This is a genomic window from Phytohabitans aurantiacus (genome assembly GCF_027923225.1).
Lineage (GTDB): Bacteria > Actinomycetota > Actinomycetes > Mycobacteriales > Micromonosporaceae > Phytohabitans > Phytohabitans aurantiacus.
Genome location: NZ_BSDI01000008.1, coordinates 89,199 through 106,985, shown reverse-complemented (window position 1 = coordinate 106,985; position 17,787 = coordinate 89,199). Strand labels below are relative to the sequence as shown.

Annotated in this window: 18 protein-coding genes; 16 read left to right on the top strand and 2 right to left on the bottom strand. The window is 70.1% G+C overall.

What is annotated here, in order from left to right; all coding sequences use genetic code 11:
• Window positions 1-6: 6 nt before the first annotated feature.
• On the top strand, window positions 7-564 hold the full coding sequence (locus tag QMG73_RS11815) for a redoxin domain-containing protein (RefSeq protein WP_281894596.1): 558 nt from the start codon (window positions 7-9) through the stop codon (window positions 562-564).
• On the top strand, window positions 561-1,505 hold the full coding sequence (locus QMG73_RS11810) for a cytochrome c biogenesis CcdA family protein (RefSeq protein ID WP_281894594.1): 945 nt from the start codon (window positions 561-563) through the stop codon (window positions 1,503-1,505). Before QMG73_RS11815 ends, QMG73_RS11810 begins: the two co-directional genes overlap by 4 nt.
• On the opposite strand, the gene QMG73_RS11805 is transcribed toward QMG73_RS11810, so the two are convergent.
• The gene (locus QMG73_RS11805) at window positions 1,413-2,594 is read right to left on the bottom strand and encodes a GNAT family N-acetyltransferase (RefSeq protein WP_281894592.1); all 1,182 of its coding nucleotides are present in this window, start codon (window positions 2,592-2,594) and stop codon (window positions 1,413-1,415) included. The genes QMG73_RS11810 and QMG73_RS11805 overlap by 93 nt on opposite strands.
• A gap of 113 nt (window positions 2,595-2,707) precedes the next feature.
• On the opposite strand from QMG73_RS11805, the gene QMG73_RS11800 reads away from it, so the two are divergent.
• The 13 genes from QMG73_RS11800 to QMG73_RS11740 all read left to right on the top strand — a co-directional run bounded on the left by QMG73_RS11800 (window position 2,708) and on the right by QMG73_RS11740 (window position 16,813).
• Complete coding sequence (locus tag QMG73_RS11800) at window positions 2,708-3,748, top strand: phosphatase PAP2 family protein (protein WP_281894589.1); 1,041 nt, start codon at window positions 2,708-2,710, stop codon at window positions 3,746-3,748.
• A gap of 616 nt (window positions 3,749-4,364) precedes the next feature.
• Entirely contained in the window at window positions 4,365-5,372 is a 1,008-nt protein-coding gene (locus QMG73_RS11795; protein WP_281894586.1) for a Gfo/Idh/MocA family protein, read from the top strand.
• Window positions 5,369-6,226, top strand: coding sequence for a TIM barrel protein (locus QMG73_RS11790; protein WP_281894584.1), 858 nt, complete (start codon window positions 5,369-5,371; stop codon window positions 6,224-6,226). The genes QMG73_RS11795 and QMG73_RS11790 overlap by 4 nt, the downstream gene beginning before the upstream one ends.
• Window positions 6,223-7,179, top strand: a complete 957-nt coding sequence (gene iolC, locus QMG73_RS11785) for a 5-dehydro-2-deoxygluconokinase (RefSeq protein ID WP_281894581.1) — start codon at window positions 6,223-6,225, stop codon at window positions 7,177-7,179. Before QMG73_RS11790 ends, iolC begins: the two co-directional genes overlap by 4 nt.
• Complete coding sequence (locus QMG73_RS11780) at window positions 7,169-8,032, top strand: Cgl0159 family (beta/alpha)8-fold protein (RefSeq protein ID WP_281894578.1); 864 nt, start codon at window positions 7,169-7,171, stop codon at window positions 8,030-8,032. The genes iolC and QMG73_RS11780 overlap by 11 nt, the downstream gene beginning before the upstream one ends.
• Window positions 8,029-8,880, top strand: coding sequence for a 5-deoxy-glucuronate isomerase (gene iolB / locus QMG73_RS11775; protein ID WP_281894575.1), 852 nt, complete (start codon window positions 8,029-8,031; stop codon window positions 8,878-8,880). The genes QMG73_RS11780 and iolB overlap by 4 nt, the downstream gene beginning before the upstream one ends.
• A complete protein-coding gene (gene iolD, locus QMG73_RS11770) occupies window positions 8,877-10,760 on the top strand; it encodes a 3D-(3,5/4)-trihydroxycyclohexane-1,2-dione acylhydrolase (decyclizing) (protein ID WP_281894572.1) in 1,884 nt (627 codons plus the stop codon). Before iolB ends, iolD begins: the two co-directional genes overlap by 4 nt.
• Window positions 10,757-12,253, top strand: a complete 1,497-nt coding sequence (locus QMG73_RS11765) for a CoA-acylating methylmalonate-semialdehyde dehydrogenase (RefSeq protein ID WP_281894570.1) — start codon at window positions 10,757-10,759, stop codon at window positions 12,251-12,253. Before iolD ends, QMG73_RS11765 begins: the two co-directional genes overlap by 4 nt.
• A 53-nt stretch (window positions 12,254-12,306) precedes the next feature.
• Window positions 12,307-13,311 (top strand): substrate-binding domain-containing protein, encoded by a 1,005-nt coding sequence (locus QMG73_RS11760; RefSeq protein ID WP_281894568.1) that lies wholly within the window; start codon window positions 12,307-12,309, stop codon window positions 13,309-13,311.
• Window positions 13,308-14,294: an ABC transporter permease gene (locus tag QMG73_RS11755; RefSeq protein ID WP_281894566.1), complete on the top strand. Its 987-nt coding sequence runs from the start codon at window positions 13,308-13,310 to the stop codon at window positions 14,292-14,294. Before QMG73_RS11760 ends, QMG73_RS11755 begins: the two co-directional genes overlap by 4 nt.
• Window positions 14,291-15,055 carry an ATP-binding cassette domain-containing protein gene (locus tag QMG73_RS11750; RefSeq protein WP_281894564.1) on the top strand — a complete coding sequence of 255 codons (765 nt, stop codon included), beginning with the start codon at window positions 14,291-14,293 and terminating at the stop codon, window positions 15,053-15,055. Before QMG73_RS11755 ends, QMG73_RS11750 begins: the two co-directional genes overlap by 4 nt.
• 10 nt (window positions 15,056-15,065) lie before the next feature.
• A complete protein-coding gene (locus QMG73_RS11745; protein WP_281894562.1) occupies window positions 15,066-16,058 on the top strand; it encodes a Gfo/Idh/MocA family protein in 993 nt (330 codons plus the stop codon).
• An 11-nt stretch (window positions 16,059-16,069) separates the two neighbouring features.
• Window positions 16,070-16,813 carry a GntR family transcriptional regulator gene (locus QMG73_RS11740; RefSeq protein ID WP_281894559.1) on the top strand — a complete coding sequence of 248 codons (744 nt, stop codon included), beginning with the start codon at window positions 16,070-16,072 and terminating at the stop codon, window positions 16,811-16,813.
• Here QMG73_RS11740 and QMG73_RS11735 read toward each other — a convergent pair.
• Entirely contained in the window at window positions 16,799-17,215 is a 417-nt protein-coding gene (locus QMG73_RS11735; protein WP_281894675.1) for a glyoxalase superfamily protein, read from the bottom strand. The two genes, QMG73_RS11740 and QMG73_RS11735, sit on opposite strands and share 15 nt — an antisense overlap.
• A 166-nt stretch (window positions 17,216-17,381) precedes the next feature.
• Here QMG73_RS11735 and QMG73_RS11725 point away from each other — a divergent pair, with 166 nt between their 5' ends.
• Entirely contained in the window at window positions 17,382-17,786 is a 405-nt protein-coding gene (locus tag QMG73_RS11725) for a type II toxin-antitoxin system PemK/MazF family toxin (RefSeq protein WP_281894557.1), read from the top strand.
• Window position 17,787 lies beyond the last annotated feature (1 nt).

The following is a 17,787-nucleotide window of genomic DNA, read 5'->3' as shown; positions in this document are numbered from 1 at the left end:
TTCCGCATGCGTGTCCGGCTTACCGTGACCGCACTGCTCGTTGCTGGCGCTATGACGCTGGCTGGTTGTGGTGGCGACCCGGCTCCGGTCTTCGAGGAGGCGGCCGGCCCGGTCGCGTCGCAGTCGGCCCCCGCCGCCGATGAGGCCCCGGTCGTGGTGCCCTCCATCCTCAAGTTCCAGGGCAAGACGCTCGAAGGGCAGTCGTTCGACGCTGCAAGCCTCGCCGGAAAGCCGACCGTGCTGTGGTTCTGGGCGCCGTGGTGCGCCACCTGCTTCGGCCAGGCCGCGTCGGTCGCCGACATGCAGCGGGCACACGGCGACAAGGTGAACCTGCTCGGCATCGCCGGCCTCGGCAGGCTCGACGAGATGAAGCAGTTCGTCGCGGAGGGCGACGTCGCCAACGTCAAGCACCTCAACGACGCATCCGGCGCGGTATGGAAGAAGTTCGGCATCGTCGAGCAGAGCGTCTATCTGATCCTCGACAAGGACGGCAAGGTGCTGAACAAGAGCTGGCTCGACAGCATGCAGTTCGAGGGCAAGGTCGCCGAGCTGGCGAAGGCATGACACAGACCACGCTGGTTCTGGCGCTCACCGCGGGCATGCTCGCGGCGGTGAACCCGTGCGGCTTCGCGCTGCTGCCGGCGTACCTGTCGCTCCTCGTGTCCGAAGGGGACGGTGGTGGTGCCATCCGGCGCGCGCTGGTCTCGACCGCCGCCATGACCACCGGGTTCGTCGCGGTGTTCGGCGCGTTCGGGCTGGCGCTGGCCCCTGCCGCCGGCTGGATCCAGCAGCGGCTGCCGTGGGTCACCGTCGCGTTGGGACTGTCCCTTGTGGTCGCTGGCGTGTGGCTCGCCGCAGGGCGCGCGCTGCCCACGCCGTGGCGCGGCCCGAAGGCGCCGTCCGTGCGGCGCAGCGTGCCGTCGATGGCGCTGTTCGGCGCCGCTTACGCGGCCGCCTCACTGAGCTGCACGATAGGCCCGTTCCTGGCCATCGTCGTGGCGAGCATGCGCGCGGGTTCCACCGGCGCCGGGATCGGGCTCTTCGTCGCGTACGCCGTCGGCATGGGCCTGTCGGTGGGCGTGGCGGCGCTGGCCGTGGCGCTGCTGCGCACCTCGCTCATCCGTTCGGTACGCCGTGCCGGGCCCGCCATCGCGCGGGCCGGCGGCGTGCTTCTGGTACTGGCCGGCGGCTACGTGGCGTACTACGGCGGCTACGAGATCCGGCTCTCCTCCGACGCGTCCGCTGTGGACGATCCGGTGATCACGGTCGCGTCGCGTGTGCAGCACTGGCTCTCTGACGGCCTCAACAGCGCCGGAGTGTCGACGATCGCGGTGGTGTTCGCGGCGCTGCTGGTGTCGGCGCTGGCGCTGCGCCGGTACCGGTCACGCCTGGCCTCCAGCGGCGGCCCTGCCTCAGAAGTCCGCGACGACGTGGGGAACCAGCCGCGGGAAGAGCGCGCGCAGCTCGCGAGCGGCGTCGGCGGGCACGGCGCCGAGCCCGCGTAGCGGCAACTCCTCGGGATCCAGTACGCCGTACACCAGCGCGGAGAGCCCCGCGGCGCTCAGCGCGGCTGTGCTTTCCCCGCCGGCCGTCACCTCCAGCGCGCCGCCGCGCCCGTCGAGTGTGAACGCCCCTTCGAGGAACGGATCGTCGACGATTTCCACGGTGACCCGCCCGGGCCCGACCGTGAGGCCCGCCAGCGCCTGGATCGACAGCACGCGGGCCATCGGCGCGTTGCCGGTCGGTATCGTCGTGTGCCCCTCCACCGTCACCTGCAGGTCGGTGCCCCACAGCTCGGGCAGTTCGTCCGCCGGGAGCCCCGCCACCACCCTGGACACCTGGTCGACGTGGCGGGCGAAGAACCGCAGCAGGAGCAGGCGGCCGAGCGGCGTGGTGACGAGCAGGTCGTCGACCTCCAACTCGCCGTTGTAGCCGGTCACCTTGTACGCCGCCGCACCGATCACCGTGCCGTCGAGCCGGGCGGTCACGAGCCAGCGTTCGTCGTCGTCGCGCAGCCGCGCGTCGCGGTAGTCGGGGAACAGCGCGAGCCCGTGCCGCTCCCGCGCCAGCCGCAGCATGAACTCCCGGTACGTGTCGTATCCCGCACTCATCCGCTCCCAGGTCACCTCGCCCGGCAGGTCGGCGCGGTTCAGGTCGCCCAGGTCAGCGGGCGCGAAGCTGACGGTGCGCCGTTTCGGCAGGGTGACATAGCCGAAACGGGCATAGAACGAGGGCCTGAACGGGTAGAGCACGCTGACCGAGTGGCCCTCCTCGCGCATCTCGCCAAGCAGGGTGATCAGGAGCGTGCGCACATGGCCCTGGCGGCGCGCCAGCGGGTGCGTGGCGACACCCGCGATGCCGGCCATCGCCAGCATTTGGCCACGCACGTTCTGCCGCATGGGAATCGCGGTCGCGGCGGCCAGCGCGGTGTCACCGTCTTCGGCCACGAGCGTGCGGTTGCCCTCGTTGTAAGGCAGGTAGGCGCGCCAGCGGTCGGTGTTCGCGGCTGGGGCCGGTGACTGCTCGAAGGCGTAGGCCTGGAGGGGGAACGAGTGGCTGAGGCGCTCCTCGGCGCTGATACGGCGTACCTGCATGCCCCCCAGTAAACCCTTAGGGCCATATCCCTCCTCAGCCGGAGAGGTGAATCAGGGAGAACTCGGTGCCCGGCCCGGATGGAAGTGCGACGATCATTCGGGAGGCTGTCGCTATGGCAGTAATGACGGGGGTCGAGAGGTTACAGCACAGACGACGGACAGTCGACAGTGGAGCGTCGCCGGTCCGTCTGGTGCCGCAGATCGCGATTCTGCTCGCGGCGATCTGCGTGTACTTCGGTGTGCGTGGCGCCACCGAGGGATCCGTGTCCCAGGCGCTTGCGAACGCCCATCGGGTGGTCGACTTCGAGCGGTTCCTCGGTATCTACCACGAGCCGTGGCTCCAGGAGACCTTCGCGAGTTCGCCGGCGGTCAAGACGTTCTTCAACTGGATCTACATCTGGGGGCACTGGCCGGTCATCGCGGTCACGCTGATCTGGCTCGCCCGCCGCCATCCCGCGATCTACTTGCGTACCCGGAACGCCATGATGCTGTCCGGCGGCATCGGGATGATCATCTTCTCGACGTTCCCGGTGGCGCCGCCCCGGCTCGCCGAGCTCGGCATGATCGACACGGTGACGGTGAGTTCGCACGCGTACCGGGTGCTCCAGCCGCCGATGTTCACCAACCAGTACGCCGCCGTGCCCAGCCTGCACGTCGGCTGGGACCTGCTGATCGGTATCGCGATCGCCGTCGCCGCGCGCAGGCTGTGGGTCCGCGTGATCGGCGTGATGATGCCGGTCGCGATGACGGCCGCGGTGGTCCTCACCGCCAACCACTACCTGGTCGACGCGATCGCCGGAGCATCCCTGACCACGGCGGCCTGGTTCGCGTGCGGCTGGTGGCTCCGCCGCCGCTCCCCAGCGATGCGCCCGACACCGCCTCCCGCGGCCCCCGCGTGGCTCCCACGGCCCACACCCACGCCCGCTGCCGCATCCACGCCCACGGCGCCCGCCGCCAGGCTCTCCAGCAGCGCCCCCGCGGCCATCCCAGCCGGCGTGGCGGGCAGCGCCCCTGCAGGCGTCCCTGCCGGCGTGGCGGGCAGCGCCCCTGCTGGCGTCGCGGGCAGCGTCCCTGCCCGCCGATCAAGGGCGAACGCACGTGATTCGATCGCGATTCCGCGTGCATTTGCCCTCGATCAGCACGAACGTCCTTGATCGGCGATTCGGGGCGCGGCGCGCCGTCGTGGCTGGGGCTAGCCCGCCGGGGTTGAGGGGCTGGCGGCGGCGTGTCGCCGCGCCCATGCGCGGTGCGGGCCGCGCCCTGCGCGGTGCGGGCCGCATCCTGCGCGGTGCGGGCCGCGTCCTGCGTGGTGCGCGCCGCGCCCTGCGCGCCGATCAAGGGCATTCGCATGGATCAAGGGCGAATGCACGCGGTGTAGCGATCCAACCGCGTGCATTCGCCCTTGATCGGCGGGTAGGGCGTGGCGACACGCCGTGCTGGGCTGGCCTGGGGGCGGACGCGCGCGGGGCGCGCGGGGCGGAAGGTCGAGGGTTGCGGTTGCGGCTGCTCTGGTGAGCGGCGCTCGCGGCCGCCCGCCGCGCGCGGGGCCCGCCCGCTGGCGCCGCACAGCCCCACACGCCCGCCGATCTTGCGGTTCTCAGGGCCCAAATCGGGCACTTCGACATGACAACTGCAAGATCGGCGCAGGGCGAGGGCTGTGGCGGGTAACAGGGTGTTAGGTGGTTAGTATGTATTGACAAAGTCGCGGGCTGGATAGAACAGTGGGCGTAACAGAGCTGCCACTTTTCAGAAATCCAGGAGGCCGCATCCATGCGCATCGGACTCGCCGGCGTCGGCCGGATCGGTGCTTTTCACGCCGAGACACTGAGAGGGCTCGATCATGTCGAGTCGCTCGTGGTGGCCGATGCCGACCCGGACCGGGCGGCCAGCGTCGCGGCCAAGCTCGGCGGGTCGGTGACCGCGGTGGAGACGCCCGCGGAGCTGTTCAGCGCCGGGATCGACGGGCTGGCCATCGCGGCCGCGACCGACGCGCACGCGGGGCTGATCCTGGAAGCGGTCGAGGCGGGGCTGCCGGTGTTCTGCGAGAAGCCGGTCGCGCCGGACGTGGCGGGCACGCTCGCGGTGCTTGATCAGGTGGCGCGGTCGACGGTGCCGGTGCATATTGGTTTTCAGCGGCGCTTCGACGCGGGCTTCACCGCGGCGCGTGATGCTGTCCAGAGTGGACGGCTGGGCTGGGTGCACACGCTGCGGGCGGGCACGCTGGACCCGGCGCCGCCGTCCGCGGAGTACATCGCGACGTCGGGTGGGTTCTTCAAGGATTGCAGCGTGCACGATTTTGACATCATCCGCTGGGTCACCGGCCGCGAGGTGGTCGAGGTGTACGCGGTGGGTGCCAACCGGGGTGAAGACTTCTTCCGGGAGGCGGACGACATCGACACGAGCGCCGCGGTGCTGACGCTCGACGATGACACGATCGCGCTGGTATCCGGTACCCGGTACAACGCCGCCGGATACGACGTGCGGCTGGAGGTACTGGGCGCGAAAGACAGCGTCTCCGTCGGGCTGGACGACCGGCTGCCGTTGCGTTCGGCCGAGCCGGGTGTGGCGTGGCCGGCCGGCACGGCGTACCCGAACTTCATGGAGCGCTTCCGCGCGGCGTACATCGCCGAACTGACCGCCTTCACCGACCTGGTGGCGGGCAAGGCGGATTCGCCGTGCACGGTGGCGGACGCGCTGGAGGCGTTCTACGTCGCCGAGGCGTGCGACCGGTCGCGTCGCGAGCACCGTCCCGTCGCGGTCGCGGAGGTGCGCCGGTGAGGGTCAACATTGCGGGCGCGCCCATCTCGTGGGGCGTGTGCGAGGTCCCCGGGTGGGGCTACCAGCTGCCGGCCGAGCGGGTACTGGCCGAGATGCGCGAAGCCGGCATCACGGCGGCCGAATTCGGGCCAGACGGATACCTGCCCGAAGACGCCAAGGCGCGCACCGCGCTGCTGTCGACGTACGGGCTGGGTCCGGTCGGCGGGTTCGTGCCGGTGGTGTTGCACGATCCGGACCACGATCCGCTGCCGGCGTTGCGCCGTACGGCTGAGAGCTTCGCCGAGGGCGGCGCGGAGGTGGTGGTTCTGGCCGCCGACACCGGTGGCTCGGGGTACGACTCCCGCCCCGACCTGGACGAGCGCGGCTGGCGGTCACTGCTGTCCAATCTGGACGCCGCCGTCGGTGTGGTGGCGGAGACCGGGCTGACCGCGACGCTGCACCCGCACGTGGGCACGATGGTGGAGCGCGCGCCGGAGGTCGAGCGGGTGCTCGCCGACTCGCGCATCCCGCTGTGCCTCGACACCGGGCACCTGCTGATCGGTGGCACCGATCCGGCGGCGCTGGCGGCGAAGGCGCCGGAGCGGATCGAGCACGTGCACCTCAAGGACGTCGACGCGGCCCTGGCGGCACGGGTGCGCGCGGGCGAGCTGACGTACACCGACGCCGTGCGCGCCGGCATCTACCGGCCGCTGGGCGAGGGCGATGTGGACGTACCGGCGATCGTGCGCGGGCTGGTCGCCTCCGGGTACCAGGGCTGGTTCGTCCTGGAGCAGGACAAGGTGCTCGACGGGCCTGACGCCGACCCGCTGGCCGATGTGCTGTCCAGTGTGGAGTATCTGCGGGGCATCAGATGAATGCATTCAGCACGTTCGACGTGCTGACGATGGGGCGGATCGGGGTCGACATCTATCCGCTCCAGGTCGGCGTGGGGCTGGCCGAGGTGGAGACGTTCGGCAAGTACCTCGGAGGCAGTGCCACGAATGTGGCGGTGGCCGCCGCCCGCCACGGCCAGCGGGCGGCGGTCATCAGCCGCACGGGTGCCGACCCGTTCGGCGAGTTCATCCACAAGGCACTGCGCGGGTACGGGGTCGACGACCGGTACGTGACACCGGTCGAGCACCTGCCCACCCCGGTGACGTTCTGCGAGATCTTCCCGCCGGACGACTTCCCGCTGTACTTCTACCGGTACCCGACGGCTCCTGATCTGCAGATCAGGGAGGACGAGCTCGACCTCGACGCGATCCGCGCCGCTGGCGTGTTCTGGGTGACCGGCACCGGGCTCTGCGAGGAGCCGAGCCGGTCCGCGACGCTGGCCGCGCTGAAGGCCCGCGACCGTGCCGGAATCACCGTGCTCGACCTGGACTACCGGCCGATGTTCTGGCCCTCGCGCGAAGAGGCCCGCCGCTGGATCCAGGAGGCGTTGCCGTATGCGACGGTCGCGGTCGGCAACCTCGACGAGTGCTTCACCGCCGTGGCCGAGCGCGAGCCGGCCGCCGCCGCGAAGGCCCTGCGGGACCGGGGCGCCGACCTCGCCGTCGTCAAGCAGGGGCCGCGCGGCGTGCTGGCGGTCGACGCGAACGGCGCGGTGGAAGTGCCGCCGTTCCCGGTCGAGGTCGTGAATGGACTCGGCGCGGGCGACGCGTTCGGCGGAGCACTGTGCCACGGGCTGCTGTCCGGATGGGACACCGGAGACGTCATGCGCTTCGCGAACGTCGCGGGCGCGATCGTCGCCGGCCGGCTGGCGTGCTCGGACGCGATGCCCACCACGGCAGAGGTATTGGAAACGGGGAAGTTGGATGTTCGCTGACCACCTGATGGAGATCGTGCGGACGCGGGTGCACAAGCCCGCCGCGATCGCGGAAGCGGCGCACCGGCGCCGGCCCGGCGTGATCGGCGGCCGGCTGGTGCTCGTGGCCGCCGACCATCCGGCCCGCGGCGCGCTGCGGGCCGGTAGCCGTCCACTCGCCATGGCGGACCGCGCCGACCTGCTGGAGCGGCTGTGCGTGGCGCTGTCGCGCCCCGGGGTCGACGGCGTGCTGGGCACCGCGGACATCCTGGAAGACCTGCTGCTGCTCGGTGCGCTGGAGGGCAAGGTCGTCATCGGTTCGATGAACCGCGGTGGCCTCGCCGGCACGGTGTTCGAAATGGACGATCGGTTCACCGGGTACAGCGCCGACGCGATCGCCGGCATGCGCTTCGACGGCGGCAAGATGCTGCTGCGCATCGACCCGGAAGACCCGGCGACGGTGTCCACGATGGAGGCCAGCGCGCGGGCGGTCGACGAGCTGGCCGCGCACAAGCGGATGGCGATGGTCGAGCCGTTCATCTCGCACCGCGTCGACGGCCGGGTACACAACGACCTGACCTCGGAGGCGATGATCCGCGCGATCGCGGTGGCGTCGGGGCTGGGCGGCACGTCGGCGTACACGTGGCTCAAGGTGCCGGTGGTGCCGGACATGGAGCGGGTGATGGCCGCCTCGACGCTGCCGGCGCTGCTGCTGGGCGGTGAGGTCCCGGCCGACCGGGACGCCGCGTTCGAGGGGTGGCAGAAGGCGTTGCAACTGCCCACGGTCAAGGGGATTGTGGCCGGCCGGTCGCTGCTCTACCCGAGCGACGACGACGTGGCCCTCGCGGTCGACACGGCGGTGAGCCTGCTATGAAATACCACCTGCCACGGTGCACAGAGGTCACGCCCGAGTCGGCGGGTTGGGCGTACTCGGGGCTGCGCGTCCTGGAGCTCGCGCCCGGCGGCGCGCGGGAGTTCGCGACGGGTGACGAGGAGATAATGGTCGTCCCGCTGGCCGGGGCGTGTGCGGTGTCGTGTGACGGGTTCACCGCCGAGCTGGAGGGGCGGCCGGATGTGTTCGCCGGCCCCACCGATGTGGCCTACGTGCCGCGGGACTCCACGGTCACCGTGTCGAGTGTGGACGGTGGGCGCTTCGCGGTCGCGGCCGCGCGGGCGCGGCGCCGGCTCGAACCCCGGTACATCGCGAAGAGCGACGTGCCGGTCGAGCTGCGCGGCGCCGGCAACTGCTCGCGCCAGGTCAACAACTTTGGTACTCCCGACGCCTTCCCCTTCGCCGACCGGCTGATCGCCTGCGAGGTGCTGACCCCGGCCGGCAACTGGTCGTCGTACCCGCCGCACAAGCACGACGAGGACCGGCCCGGCGAGTCCGTGCTGGAGGAGATCTACTACTTCGAGATCTCCGGCGACGGCCCGGCGTACCAAAGGGTCTACGGCGAAGGCATCGACGTGCTCGCCGAGGTGCGAAGCGGCGACGTCGTGTTGGTGCCGCACGGCTGGCACGGGCCCTCGATGGCCGCGCCCGGCTACGACCTGTACTACCTCAACGTGATGGCCGGTCCAGCGGACGAGCGCGCGTGGCTGGTCTGCGACGACCCGGCGCACGGCTGGATCCGCGGCACCTGGGCAGACCAGCCCGTGGACGCACGACTTCCCTTCGGGCGGAGCCCGAGCAGTGAGCTCAGTGGGGGTAACAAGGGATGAGACTCACCGTCGCGCAGGCCACAGTCCGGTTCCTCGCCGCGCAGTACAGCGAGCGGGACGGCGTCGAGCAGAAGCTGTTCGACGGCTGCTTCGGCATCTTCGGGCACGGCAACGTGGCCGGGCTGGGCCAGGCGCTGCTGGAGGCCGAGTTGAGCGCGCCCGGGGCGCTGCCGTACCTCCAGGCCCGCAACGAGCAGGCGATGGTGCACGCCGCGGCCGCGTACTCCCGGATGCGCAACCGCCTCACCACGCTGGCCTGTACGTCGTCGATCGGTCCCGGTGCCACCAACATGGTGACAGGTGCCGCACTGGCCACCATCAACCGGCTGCCCGTGCTGCTGCTGCCCGGCGACGTGTTCGCCACCCGGGTCGCCGACCCCGTGCTGCAGCAGCTGGAAGACCCGCGCCAGTACGACGTGTCGGTCAACGACGCGTTCCGGCCCGTGTCCCGGTACTTCGACCGCGTGTGGCGCCCGGAGCAGTTGCCGTCGGCGCTGCTGTCCGCCATGCGGGTGCTGACCGATCCGGCGGAGACCGGCGCGGTGACCGTGGCGCTGCCGCAGGACGTACAGGCCGAGGCGTTCGACTGGCCGGATGAGCTGTTCGAGCACCGGGTGTGGCACGTACCGCGGCCGGTGCCGGAGCCGGCCGCGCTGGCCCGCGCCGTCGAGCTGATCCGGTCGGCCCGCCGTCCGCTGATCGTCGCCGGCGGTGGTGTGTCCTATTCGGACGCCAACGAGGCGCTGCGGCTGTTCGCCGAGGCCACCGGCGTACCGGTCGCCGAGACCCAGGCGGGCAAGGGTTCGCTGCGGTACGACCACCCACTGTCGCTGGGAGCGGTCGGCAGTACCGGCACCACCGCCGCCAACCAGATCGCCCGGCAGGCCGACGTGGTCATCGGCATCGGCACCCGGTACAGCGACTTCACCACCGCCTCGCGCACCGCGTTCGCCGAGAGCGGCGTGCGGTTCGTCAACGTCAACGTGGCCGCCTTCGACGCCGCCAAGCACGCCGGCGCCGCGGTCGTGGCGGACGCCCGGGAGGCGCTCGTGGCGCTGACCGAGGCGCTGAGCGGCTGGTCAGTCGACCCGGCGTACCGCGAGGAGGCGCGCCGGCTCGCCGCCGAGTGGGACGAGACGGTGGAGCGGGCGTACCACCTGGGGCACGGCCCGTTGCCGTCCCAGTCCGAGGTGATCGGGGTCGTCAACGAGGTCTCCGAGCCGCGTGACGTGGTGGTGTGCGCGGCCGGCTCGATGCCCGGTGACCTGCACAAGCTGTGGCGCACCAGGGATCCGAAGGGTTACCACGTCGAGTACGGGTACTCCTGCATGGGATACGAAATAGCAGGAGGCTTGGGCGCGAAGATGGCGTGCCCTGACCGGGATGTGTTTGTGATGGTGGGTGATGGCTCCTACCTGATGATGTCGCAGGAGCTGGTGACCGCCGTCCAGGAGCGGGTGAAGCTCATCGTGGTGCTGGTGCAGAACCACGGGTTCGCGTCGATCGGCGCGCTGTCGGAGAGCGTGGGCGCCCCGCGCTTCGGCACCTGGTACCGCTACCGCAACCCCGACACCGGCAGGCTGGACGGCGATGTGCTGCCCGTCGACCTCGCCGCCAACGCGGCGAGCCTCGGCGTCCGGGTGTTGCGTGCCAAGGGCGTCGACGAGCTGCGGGCGGCCCTACAAGACGCCAAGGCGCACGACGGGCCCACGCTCGTCCACGTCGACGCCGACCCGCTCGTCTACTCGCCGAGCAGCGAGGCGTGGTGGGACGTACCGGTCGCCGAGGTGTCCGAACTGGACGCCACCCGGCAGGCCCGCAAGCAGTACGAGGCCGCGAAGACAAACCAGCGGTCATACCTGAGGGGAACGAAGCAGTGAGGACCATCGAGCACTGGATCGGCGGCAAGCTGACCGCTGGCGCGGCAACCCGGCGCGGCGCGGTCTGGAACCCGGCCACCGGCCAGCAGCAGGCGGAGGTCGTCCTGGGCGGGGCGGACGACGTCGACGAGGCGGTGCGCACCGCGAAGGCCGCGTTCGTCGAGTGGTCGCAGTCGTCGCTGAGCAGGCGGGCGAAGGTGCTGTTCTCGTTCCGGGAACTGGTCAACCGCCGCATGGACGAGCTCGCCGAGGTCATCTCGGACGAGCACGGCAAGGTGGTGTCGGACGCACGCGGTGAGGTGCAGCGCGGGCTGGAGGTGGTCGAGTTCGCCTGTGGCATCCCGCATCTGCTCAAGGGTGACTTCTCCGACCAGGTCTCCACCGGCGTCGACACGTACTCGTTCCGCGAGCCGCTGGGCGTGGTCGCCGGCATCACCCCGTTCAACTTCCCGGTGATGGTGCCGATGTGGATGCACCCGATCGCCATCGCGTGCGGCAACACCTTCGTGCTGAAGCCGAGTGAGCGGGATCCGTCCGCATCGCTGCTCGTGGCGCAGCTGTGGGCCGAGGCCGGTCTGCCCGACGGTGTCTTCAACGTGGTGCACGGCGACAAGGAGTCGGTCGACGCGCTGCTCGACCACCCCGACGTGGCGGCGGTGTCCTTTGTGGGCTCCACGCCGATCGCCCGGTACATCCACGAGCGCGGCACCGCCAGCGGCAAGCGGGTGCAGGCGCTCGGCGGCGCCAAGAACCACGCGATCGTGCTGCCGGACGCCGACGTCGACTACGCCTCGGACCACCTGGTGGCCGCCGCGTTCGGCTCGGCGGGGGAGCGCTGCATGGCGATCTCCGCGACCGTGGCGGTCGGTGACGCGGGCGAGGCGCTGCTCGAAGCGGTCAGTGCCAAGGCGGCCGCGGTGAAGGTCGGCCCGGGGCGCGACGCGTCCAGCGAGATGGGGCCGGTCGTGACGAGCGCGGCTCGGGACCGGATCGTCGGGTTCATCGACTCCGGCGAGCGGCAGGGCGCCCGGATCGCGGTCGACGGCCGCGGCCTGGTGGTGCCCGGGTACGAGGACGGCTTCTTCGTGGGGCCGACCGTTGTCGACGCGGTCACCCCGGAGATGGACGTGTACCGCGAGGAGATTTTCGGTCCCGTGCTGTCGGTGCTGCGGGCCGACACCGTGGACGAGGCCATCGCGCTGATCAACGCGAACCCGTACGGCAACGGCACCGCCATCTTCACCTCCAGTGGCGAGGCGGCGCGCAGGTTCCAGCGCGGTGTCCAGGTTGGAATGATCGGCATCAACGTCCCCATTCCGGTGCCGATGGCGTACTACTCGTTCGGCGGTTGGAAGGACTCGCTCTTCGGCGACAAGCACGTGCACGGGCCCGAGGGCATCTCGTTCTACACCCGCGCGAAGGTGGTCACCTCACGGTGGCCGCACGTGTCGCACCCTGCCGGTGCCAGCTACCACTTCCCGACGATGCACTGATCCAGCGGCCGCGCCCCTGATTCCGGCCGCTGGCGACCCCACGGAGGTAGACAATGGCGCGAAACCCACGAACCGTCGCTCTGCTCGCCCTCCTGACCGCCGTCACACTCGGCGTCGCGGCGTGCAGCAGCGAAGGCGGCAAGCAGGAGGAGGAGTCGACCAACAGCGGTAACGCCGGTGTGGCCGATACTCCCCGCCTCACGATCGCGATGGTCACGCACGAGGTCCCCGGCGACACGTTCTGGGACCTCATCCGCAAGGGCGCCGAGGCCGCGGCGGCCAAGGACAACGTCGAACTGAAGTACTCCAACAACGCGGAGGCGCCGGAGCAGGCCAACCTGGTGCAGAACGCGATCGACAGCAAGGTCGACGGCATCGCGGTCACACTGGCCAAGCCGGACGCGATGAAGGACGTGGTGGCCAAGGCGACGGCCGCGAAGATCCCGGTGGTCGCGTTCAACGCCGGCGTGGACAACTGGAAGAGCATGGGCGTGCTCCAGTTCTTCGGCCAGGCCGAGAGCGTCGCCGGCGAAGCCGTCGGGCAGCGCCTGGCCCAGGAGGGCGCCAAGAAGGTGCTCTGCGTGATCCAGGAGCAGGGGCACGTCGCGCTGGAGGCGCGGTGCGCGGGCGTGAAGAAGGGCTTCGGTTCGGCCGGTACGGTCGAGAACCTGAACGTGAACAGCAAGGACATGCCGTCCGTGAAGTCCACCATCACGGCGAAGCTCCAGCAGGACAAGAGCGTCGACCACGTGGTGGCGCTGGGTGCCCCGATCGCGCTGACGGCCGTCGACGCGGGTAAGGACGCGGGCAGCGCGGCGAAGGTCGTCACGTTCGACACCAACAAGGAACTGGTCAACTCCATCAAGTCCGACGGCGTCAAGTGGGCCGTCGACCAGCAGCCGTACCTCCAGGGTTACCTGGCGATCGACTCGCTGTGGCTGTACCTGACCAACGGCAACACCATCGGCGGCGGCCAGACCGTCTACACCGGACCGTCGTTCGTGGACAAGTCCAACATCGACGCGATCGCCGAGTACGCCAACCGGGGTACCCGGTGACGCACCGCCTGCTGGCGAGGCCGGAGCTGGGATCGCTGGTCGGTGCCATCGCGATCTTCGTCTTCTTCCTCGTGATCGCCGACCCGTTCCGCCAGACGTCGGCGATGGCCACCGTGCTGTATGTCAGCTCGACCATCGGCATCATGGCGGTGCCGGTGGCGCTGCTGATGATCGGCGGCGAGTTCGACCTGTCCGCCGGCGTCAACGTCACGGCCTCGTCGCTGTTCGCCGCGATGCTCAGCTACCAGCTCAGCCTCAACGTGTGGGTGGGCGTACTGGTGTCGCTGGTGTTCGCGCTGGGGATCGGGTTCCTGAACGGGTTCCTCGTGATGACGACGAAGATCCCGAGCTTCCTGGTGACCCTCGGCACGTTCCTGATGCTCCAGGGCGCCAACATCGCGATCACCAAGCAGGTCAGCGGTCAGGTGGCCACCGACAACATCTCGGACATGGACGGGTTCTCGTCGGCGCGGCGGGTCTTCGCCTCCTCGTTCGAGGTCGGTGGCGTGAGCATCCGGGTGACGGTGCTGTGGTGGCTGCTGTTCGTGGTCATCGGCACCTGGATCCTGCTGCGCACCCGGTTCGGAAACTGGATCTTCGCGGTGGGCGGCAATGTGGACAGTGCGCGGGCCGTCGGCGTACCCGTGCGCCAGACGAAGATCGCGCTGTTCATGGGCGTCGGGTTGTGCGCCTGGTTCATGGGCATGCACCGGCTGTTCGCGTTCAACACCGTGCAGTCCGGCGAGGGCGTCGGCAACGAGTTCATCTACATCATCGCGGCCGTCATCGGCGGGTGCCTGCTTACCGGCGGATACGGCTCGGCCATCGGCGCCGCGTTCGGCGCGCTCATCTTCGGCATGACCAACCAGGGCATCGTGTATGCCGGGTGGGAAGCCGACTGGTTCAAGTTCTTCCTCGGAATCATGCTGCTCTTCGCGACGGTGCTGAACATGTGGGTGCGGCGATTGGCGGTGCGGCGATGACGCTCATCGAGATGTCCACTGTGGGCAAGCGGTACGGCAACATCGTCGCGTTGCACGACATCTCCCTGCGGGTCAACGCCGGCGAGATCACGTGCGTGCTCGGCGACAACGGTGCCGGAAAGTCCACATTGATCAAGATCATGTCGGGCCTGCACCAGCACGACAGCGGCGAGATGCTCGTCGACGGCGAGCCGACCCGCTTCGGCTCGCCGCGCGCGGCGCTCGACCGCGGCATCGCCACCGTCTACCAGGACCTGGCGGTGGTGGCGCTGATGCCGGTGTGGCGTAACTTCTTCCTCGGCAGCGAGCTGCGCAAGGGACCGTTCAAGGTGCTCGACATCGACACGATGCGCGCGACCACCCGCGACGAACTGGCACGGATGGGCATCAACCTTCGCGACGTCGAGCAGCCGATCGGGCAGCTCTCCGGTGGCGAGCGCCAGTGCGTGGCCATCGCGCGGGCCATCCACTTCGGAGCGAGGGTGCTGATTCTCGACGAGCCCACCGCCGCGCTGGGCGTCAAGCAGTCCGGGGTGGTGCTCAAGTACGTCGCCGCCGCCCGGGACGCCGGGCTCGGCGTCGTGTTCATCACCCACAACCCGCACCACGCGTACCTCGTGGGTGACCATTTCATCCTGCTCAACCGGGGCCGGATGCGGCTGGACCGCAAGCGGGCCGAGATCAGCCTGGACGACCTGACCCGCGAGATGGCCGGCGGCGACGAGCTGACCGCCCTCACCCACGAACTCCAGCGGACCTGAGGGAGCACGAATGACCGTTAAAGTCGGCGTAATCGGCACCGGGAGCATCGGTGCCGAGCACGTCCGGCGGCTCGCACAGCAGGTATCGGGCGCCGAGGTGACCGCGGTGTTCGACGTCGACCGGGAGCGCGCCATCGAGGTGGGCGCCCCGGTCGGCGCGGCCGTGCACTTCGCCGCGCACGACGTCATCGACGATCCGGCCGTCGACGCGGTGCTCATCGCCTCGCCCGGTGACCTGCACGCCGAGCAGGTGCTCGCCTGCCTCGCGGCGGGAAAACCGGTGCTCTGCGAGAAGCCGCTCGCCACCACCGCTGAGTCTGCGCTCAAGGTCGTCGAGGCCGAGGCGGCGCACGGCCGCTCGCTGGTGCGGGTCGGCTTCATGCGCCGGCACGATTTCGGGTACCGGCAGGTGAAAGCGGTGCTCGATGGTGGCGGCATCGGCGAGCCGCTGCTGATGCACTGCGTGCACCGCAACGCGTCGGCCCCATCCTGGTTCACCAGCGAGATGTCGCTGACGGACTCGGTAGTACACGAAATAGACGCCGCGCGGTGGCTGCTGGGCGCGGAAATCGTCGCGGCGACGGTGGTCGCCGTGAAATCCAGCCCTCTTGCCGGCGGCCTGCGCGACCCGCAGATCGTGATTCTGGAGACCGCGGGCGGTGTGGTCATAGAGGTCGAAAGCTTCGTCAACTGCCAGTACGGATACGAAGTGCGCTGCGAGGTGGTGGGTAGCACTGGTACGGTCTCGCTCGACACCCCGAGCACCGGCGCGGTGACGCGCAGCGGGGGCCGCACCCAACCGCTGCCGGATGATTGGCGCACCCGGTTCGGCCAGGCATACCTGGACGAGCTGCAGGCGTGGGTCGATGGCCGGCCGGGTGGCGCGACCGCCTGGGACGGTTACGCGGCCACCGCCGTCGCGGAAGCGTGCCTCCGATCCCTTGCCACCGGCGCCCGCAGTACCGTGGCGCTGGCCGACGCACCAACCGGTAGTCCGCAGTGAAGGAGCCCGTCGTGAACCCCGTAGGCCAGCTCATCCGGGTAGACCGGTCGAGCCCCGTGCCGCTGTACTTCCAAGTGGCGCAGCGGCTCGAGGAGCTGATCGAGTCGGGTCAGCTCGTCCCCGGCACCCGCCTGGAAAACGAGATCGCGCTCGCCGACCAGCTCGGACTGTCCAGACCCACCATGCGGCAAGCGATCCAGTACCTGGTCGACAAGGGACTGTTGGTGCGCAAGCGCGGCGTGGGCACCCAGGTCGTGCACGCGAAGGTGCGGCGCACCGTCGAGCTGACCAGCCTGTACGACGACCTGCACCGCACGCATCAGCAGCCGCGCACCGAGGTGCTGTCGTTCGGTGAGACCGAGGCGCCCGACGAGGTGGCCGTGGCGCTGGCGCTGCCGACAGGCGCTCCGGTGCTCGCGATCGAGCGACTGCGGTACGCCCAGGGTGAGCCGCTGGCCGTGATGCGCAACTATCTGCCGGCCGGGCTGCTCCAGCTCAGCTCCGAAGACCTGGCGAAGCACGGGCTGTATCAGGTGATGCGGTCGGCGGGGATCAACCTGCGGCTCGCCGATCAGACGATCGGTGCGCGCAAGGCGACCGCCGCCGAGGCCAAGGCGCTCGGCGAGGCGCGCGGTGCGCCGCTGCTCACCATGATTCGCACCGCGTACGACGACGCCGGGCGCGCGGTCGAGTATGGCCACCACGCGTACCGGGCATCGCTGTACAGCTTCGAGCTGACGCTAGTCGCGCGCTGAGATCTGCTGCACCGCCCAGGCGTTGCCGTCCGGGTCGGTGAAGTGCACGAACCCCTCGTTGTTGAGGTCGTCGCCGTCGCGGGCGGGGCGCGTCGTCCCTTCCCGCGTGTACAGCTGGATCTCGGTGGCGTCGACGCCGCGGTCGACAAGCTCGGCGCGCGCCTTGCGCAGGTCGGCGACGACCAGTTGCAGGCCCTTCAGCGAGCCGGGAGCCATCTCGCTCATGCCTTTGCTGATGACGATCGAGCAGCCCGAGCCGGGTGGTGTCAGCTGGACGATGCGCATCCCATCGCCGATTTTCGTGTCGTGGTCGACGTTGAAGCCGAGCTGGTCGGCGTAGAACGCCTTCGCACGGTCCACATCGGAGACCGGTACGACGACGACCTCAAGTGTCCAGTTCATGATGTCCCCCTCTGTCGAAGGGTAGACGCCCCGCTGCCCCGTGCGGGCGCCCTCCGGCCCTTCCGATACGAACCGCCACGCCCCGTCGACCCGCAGGTCCACCTCGCACTCGACCAACGTCCAGCCCTATGCCCCGTACCAGAGGGTGTCCGTTAAGGTCAGGACCGTGAAGAGTGTCTGGAAGAGCGAGGTGCCGGTCGGCGGCCGGATCTTGGAGTACAACCCGGAGCTTGACGGCGAGGCGGACCCGGGCGAGGTCGTGTGGACCTGGGTCGCCTACGAGGACCTGCCCGATCAGGGCAAGGACCGTCCCGTGCTGGTGGCCGGCCGGCAGGGGCGCACGCTGCTCGGCCTGATGCTCTCCAGCAACGAGGACCGCGACGGTGACCGCCACTGGTTCGCCCTCGGCCCGGGCGCCTGGGACCGCCAGGAGCGCCCCAGCTGGGTCCGCCTGGACCGCGTGCTGGAGGTCGACGAAGACGGCATCAGGCGCGAGGGCTGCATCCTCGACCCCCGCCGCTTCGCCGAGGTAGCGGCCGTGCTGAAGGCCCGCTACGGCTGGCAAACCTGAC

Excerpts from the sequence above, each read along its gene's own strand:
- QMG73_RS11815 (WP_281894596.1), top strand. The coding sequence starts at position 7 with ATGCGTGTCCGGCTTACCGTGACCGCACTGCTCGTTGCTGGCGCTATG.
- QMG73_RS11810 (WP_281894594.1), top strand. The coding sequence starts at position 561 with ATGACACAGACCACGCTGGTTCTGGCGCTCACCGCGGGCATGCTCGCG.
- QMG73_RS11805 (WP_281894592.1), bottom strand. The coding sequence starts at position 2,594 with ATGCAGGTACGCCGTATCAGCGCCGAGGAGCGCCTCAGCCACTCGTTC.
- QMG73_RS11800 (WP_281894589.1), top strand. The coding sequence starts at position 2,708 with ATGGCAGTAATGACGGGGGTCGAGAGGTTACAGCACAGACGACGGACA.
- QMG73_RS11795 (WP_281894586.1), top strand. The coding sequence starts at position 4,365 with ATGCGCATCGGACTCGCCGGCGTCGGCCGGATCGGTGCTTTTCACGCC.
- iolC (WP_281894581.1), top strand. The coding sequence starts at position 6,223 with ATGAATGCATTCAGCACGTTCGACGTGCTGACGATGGGGCGGATCGGG.
- QMG73_RS11780 (WP_281894578.1), top strand. The coding sequence starts at position 7,169 with ATGTTCGCTGACCACCTGATGGAGATCGTGCGGACGCGGGTGCACAAG.
- iolB (WP_281894575.1), top strand. The coding sequence starts at position 8,029 with ATGAAATACCACCTGCCACGGTGCACAGAGGTCACGCCCGAGTCGGCG.
- iolD (WP_281894572.1), top strand. The coding sequence starts at position 8,877 with ATGAGACTCACCGTCGCGCAGGCCACAGTCCGGTTCCTCGCCGCGCAG.
- QMG73_RS11760 (WP_281894568.1), top strand. The coding sequence starts at position 12,307 with ATGGCGCGAAACCCACGAACCGTCGCTCTGCTCGCCCTCCTGACCGCC.
- QMG73_RS11750 (WP_281894564.1), top strand. The coding sequence starts at position 14,291 with ATGACGCTCATCGAGATGTCCACTGTGGGCAAGCGGTACGGCAACATC.
- QMG73_RS11745 (WP_281894562.1), top strand. The coding sequence starts at position 15,066 with ATGACCGTTAAAGTCGGCGTAATCGGCACCGGGAGCATCGGTGCCGAG.
- QMG73_RS11735 (WP_281894675.1), bottom strand. The coding sequence starts at position 17,215 with ATGAACTGGACACTTGAGGTCGTCGTCGTACCGGTCTCCGATGTGGAC.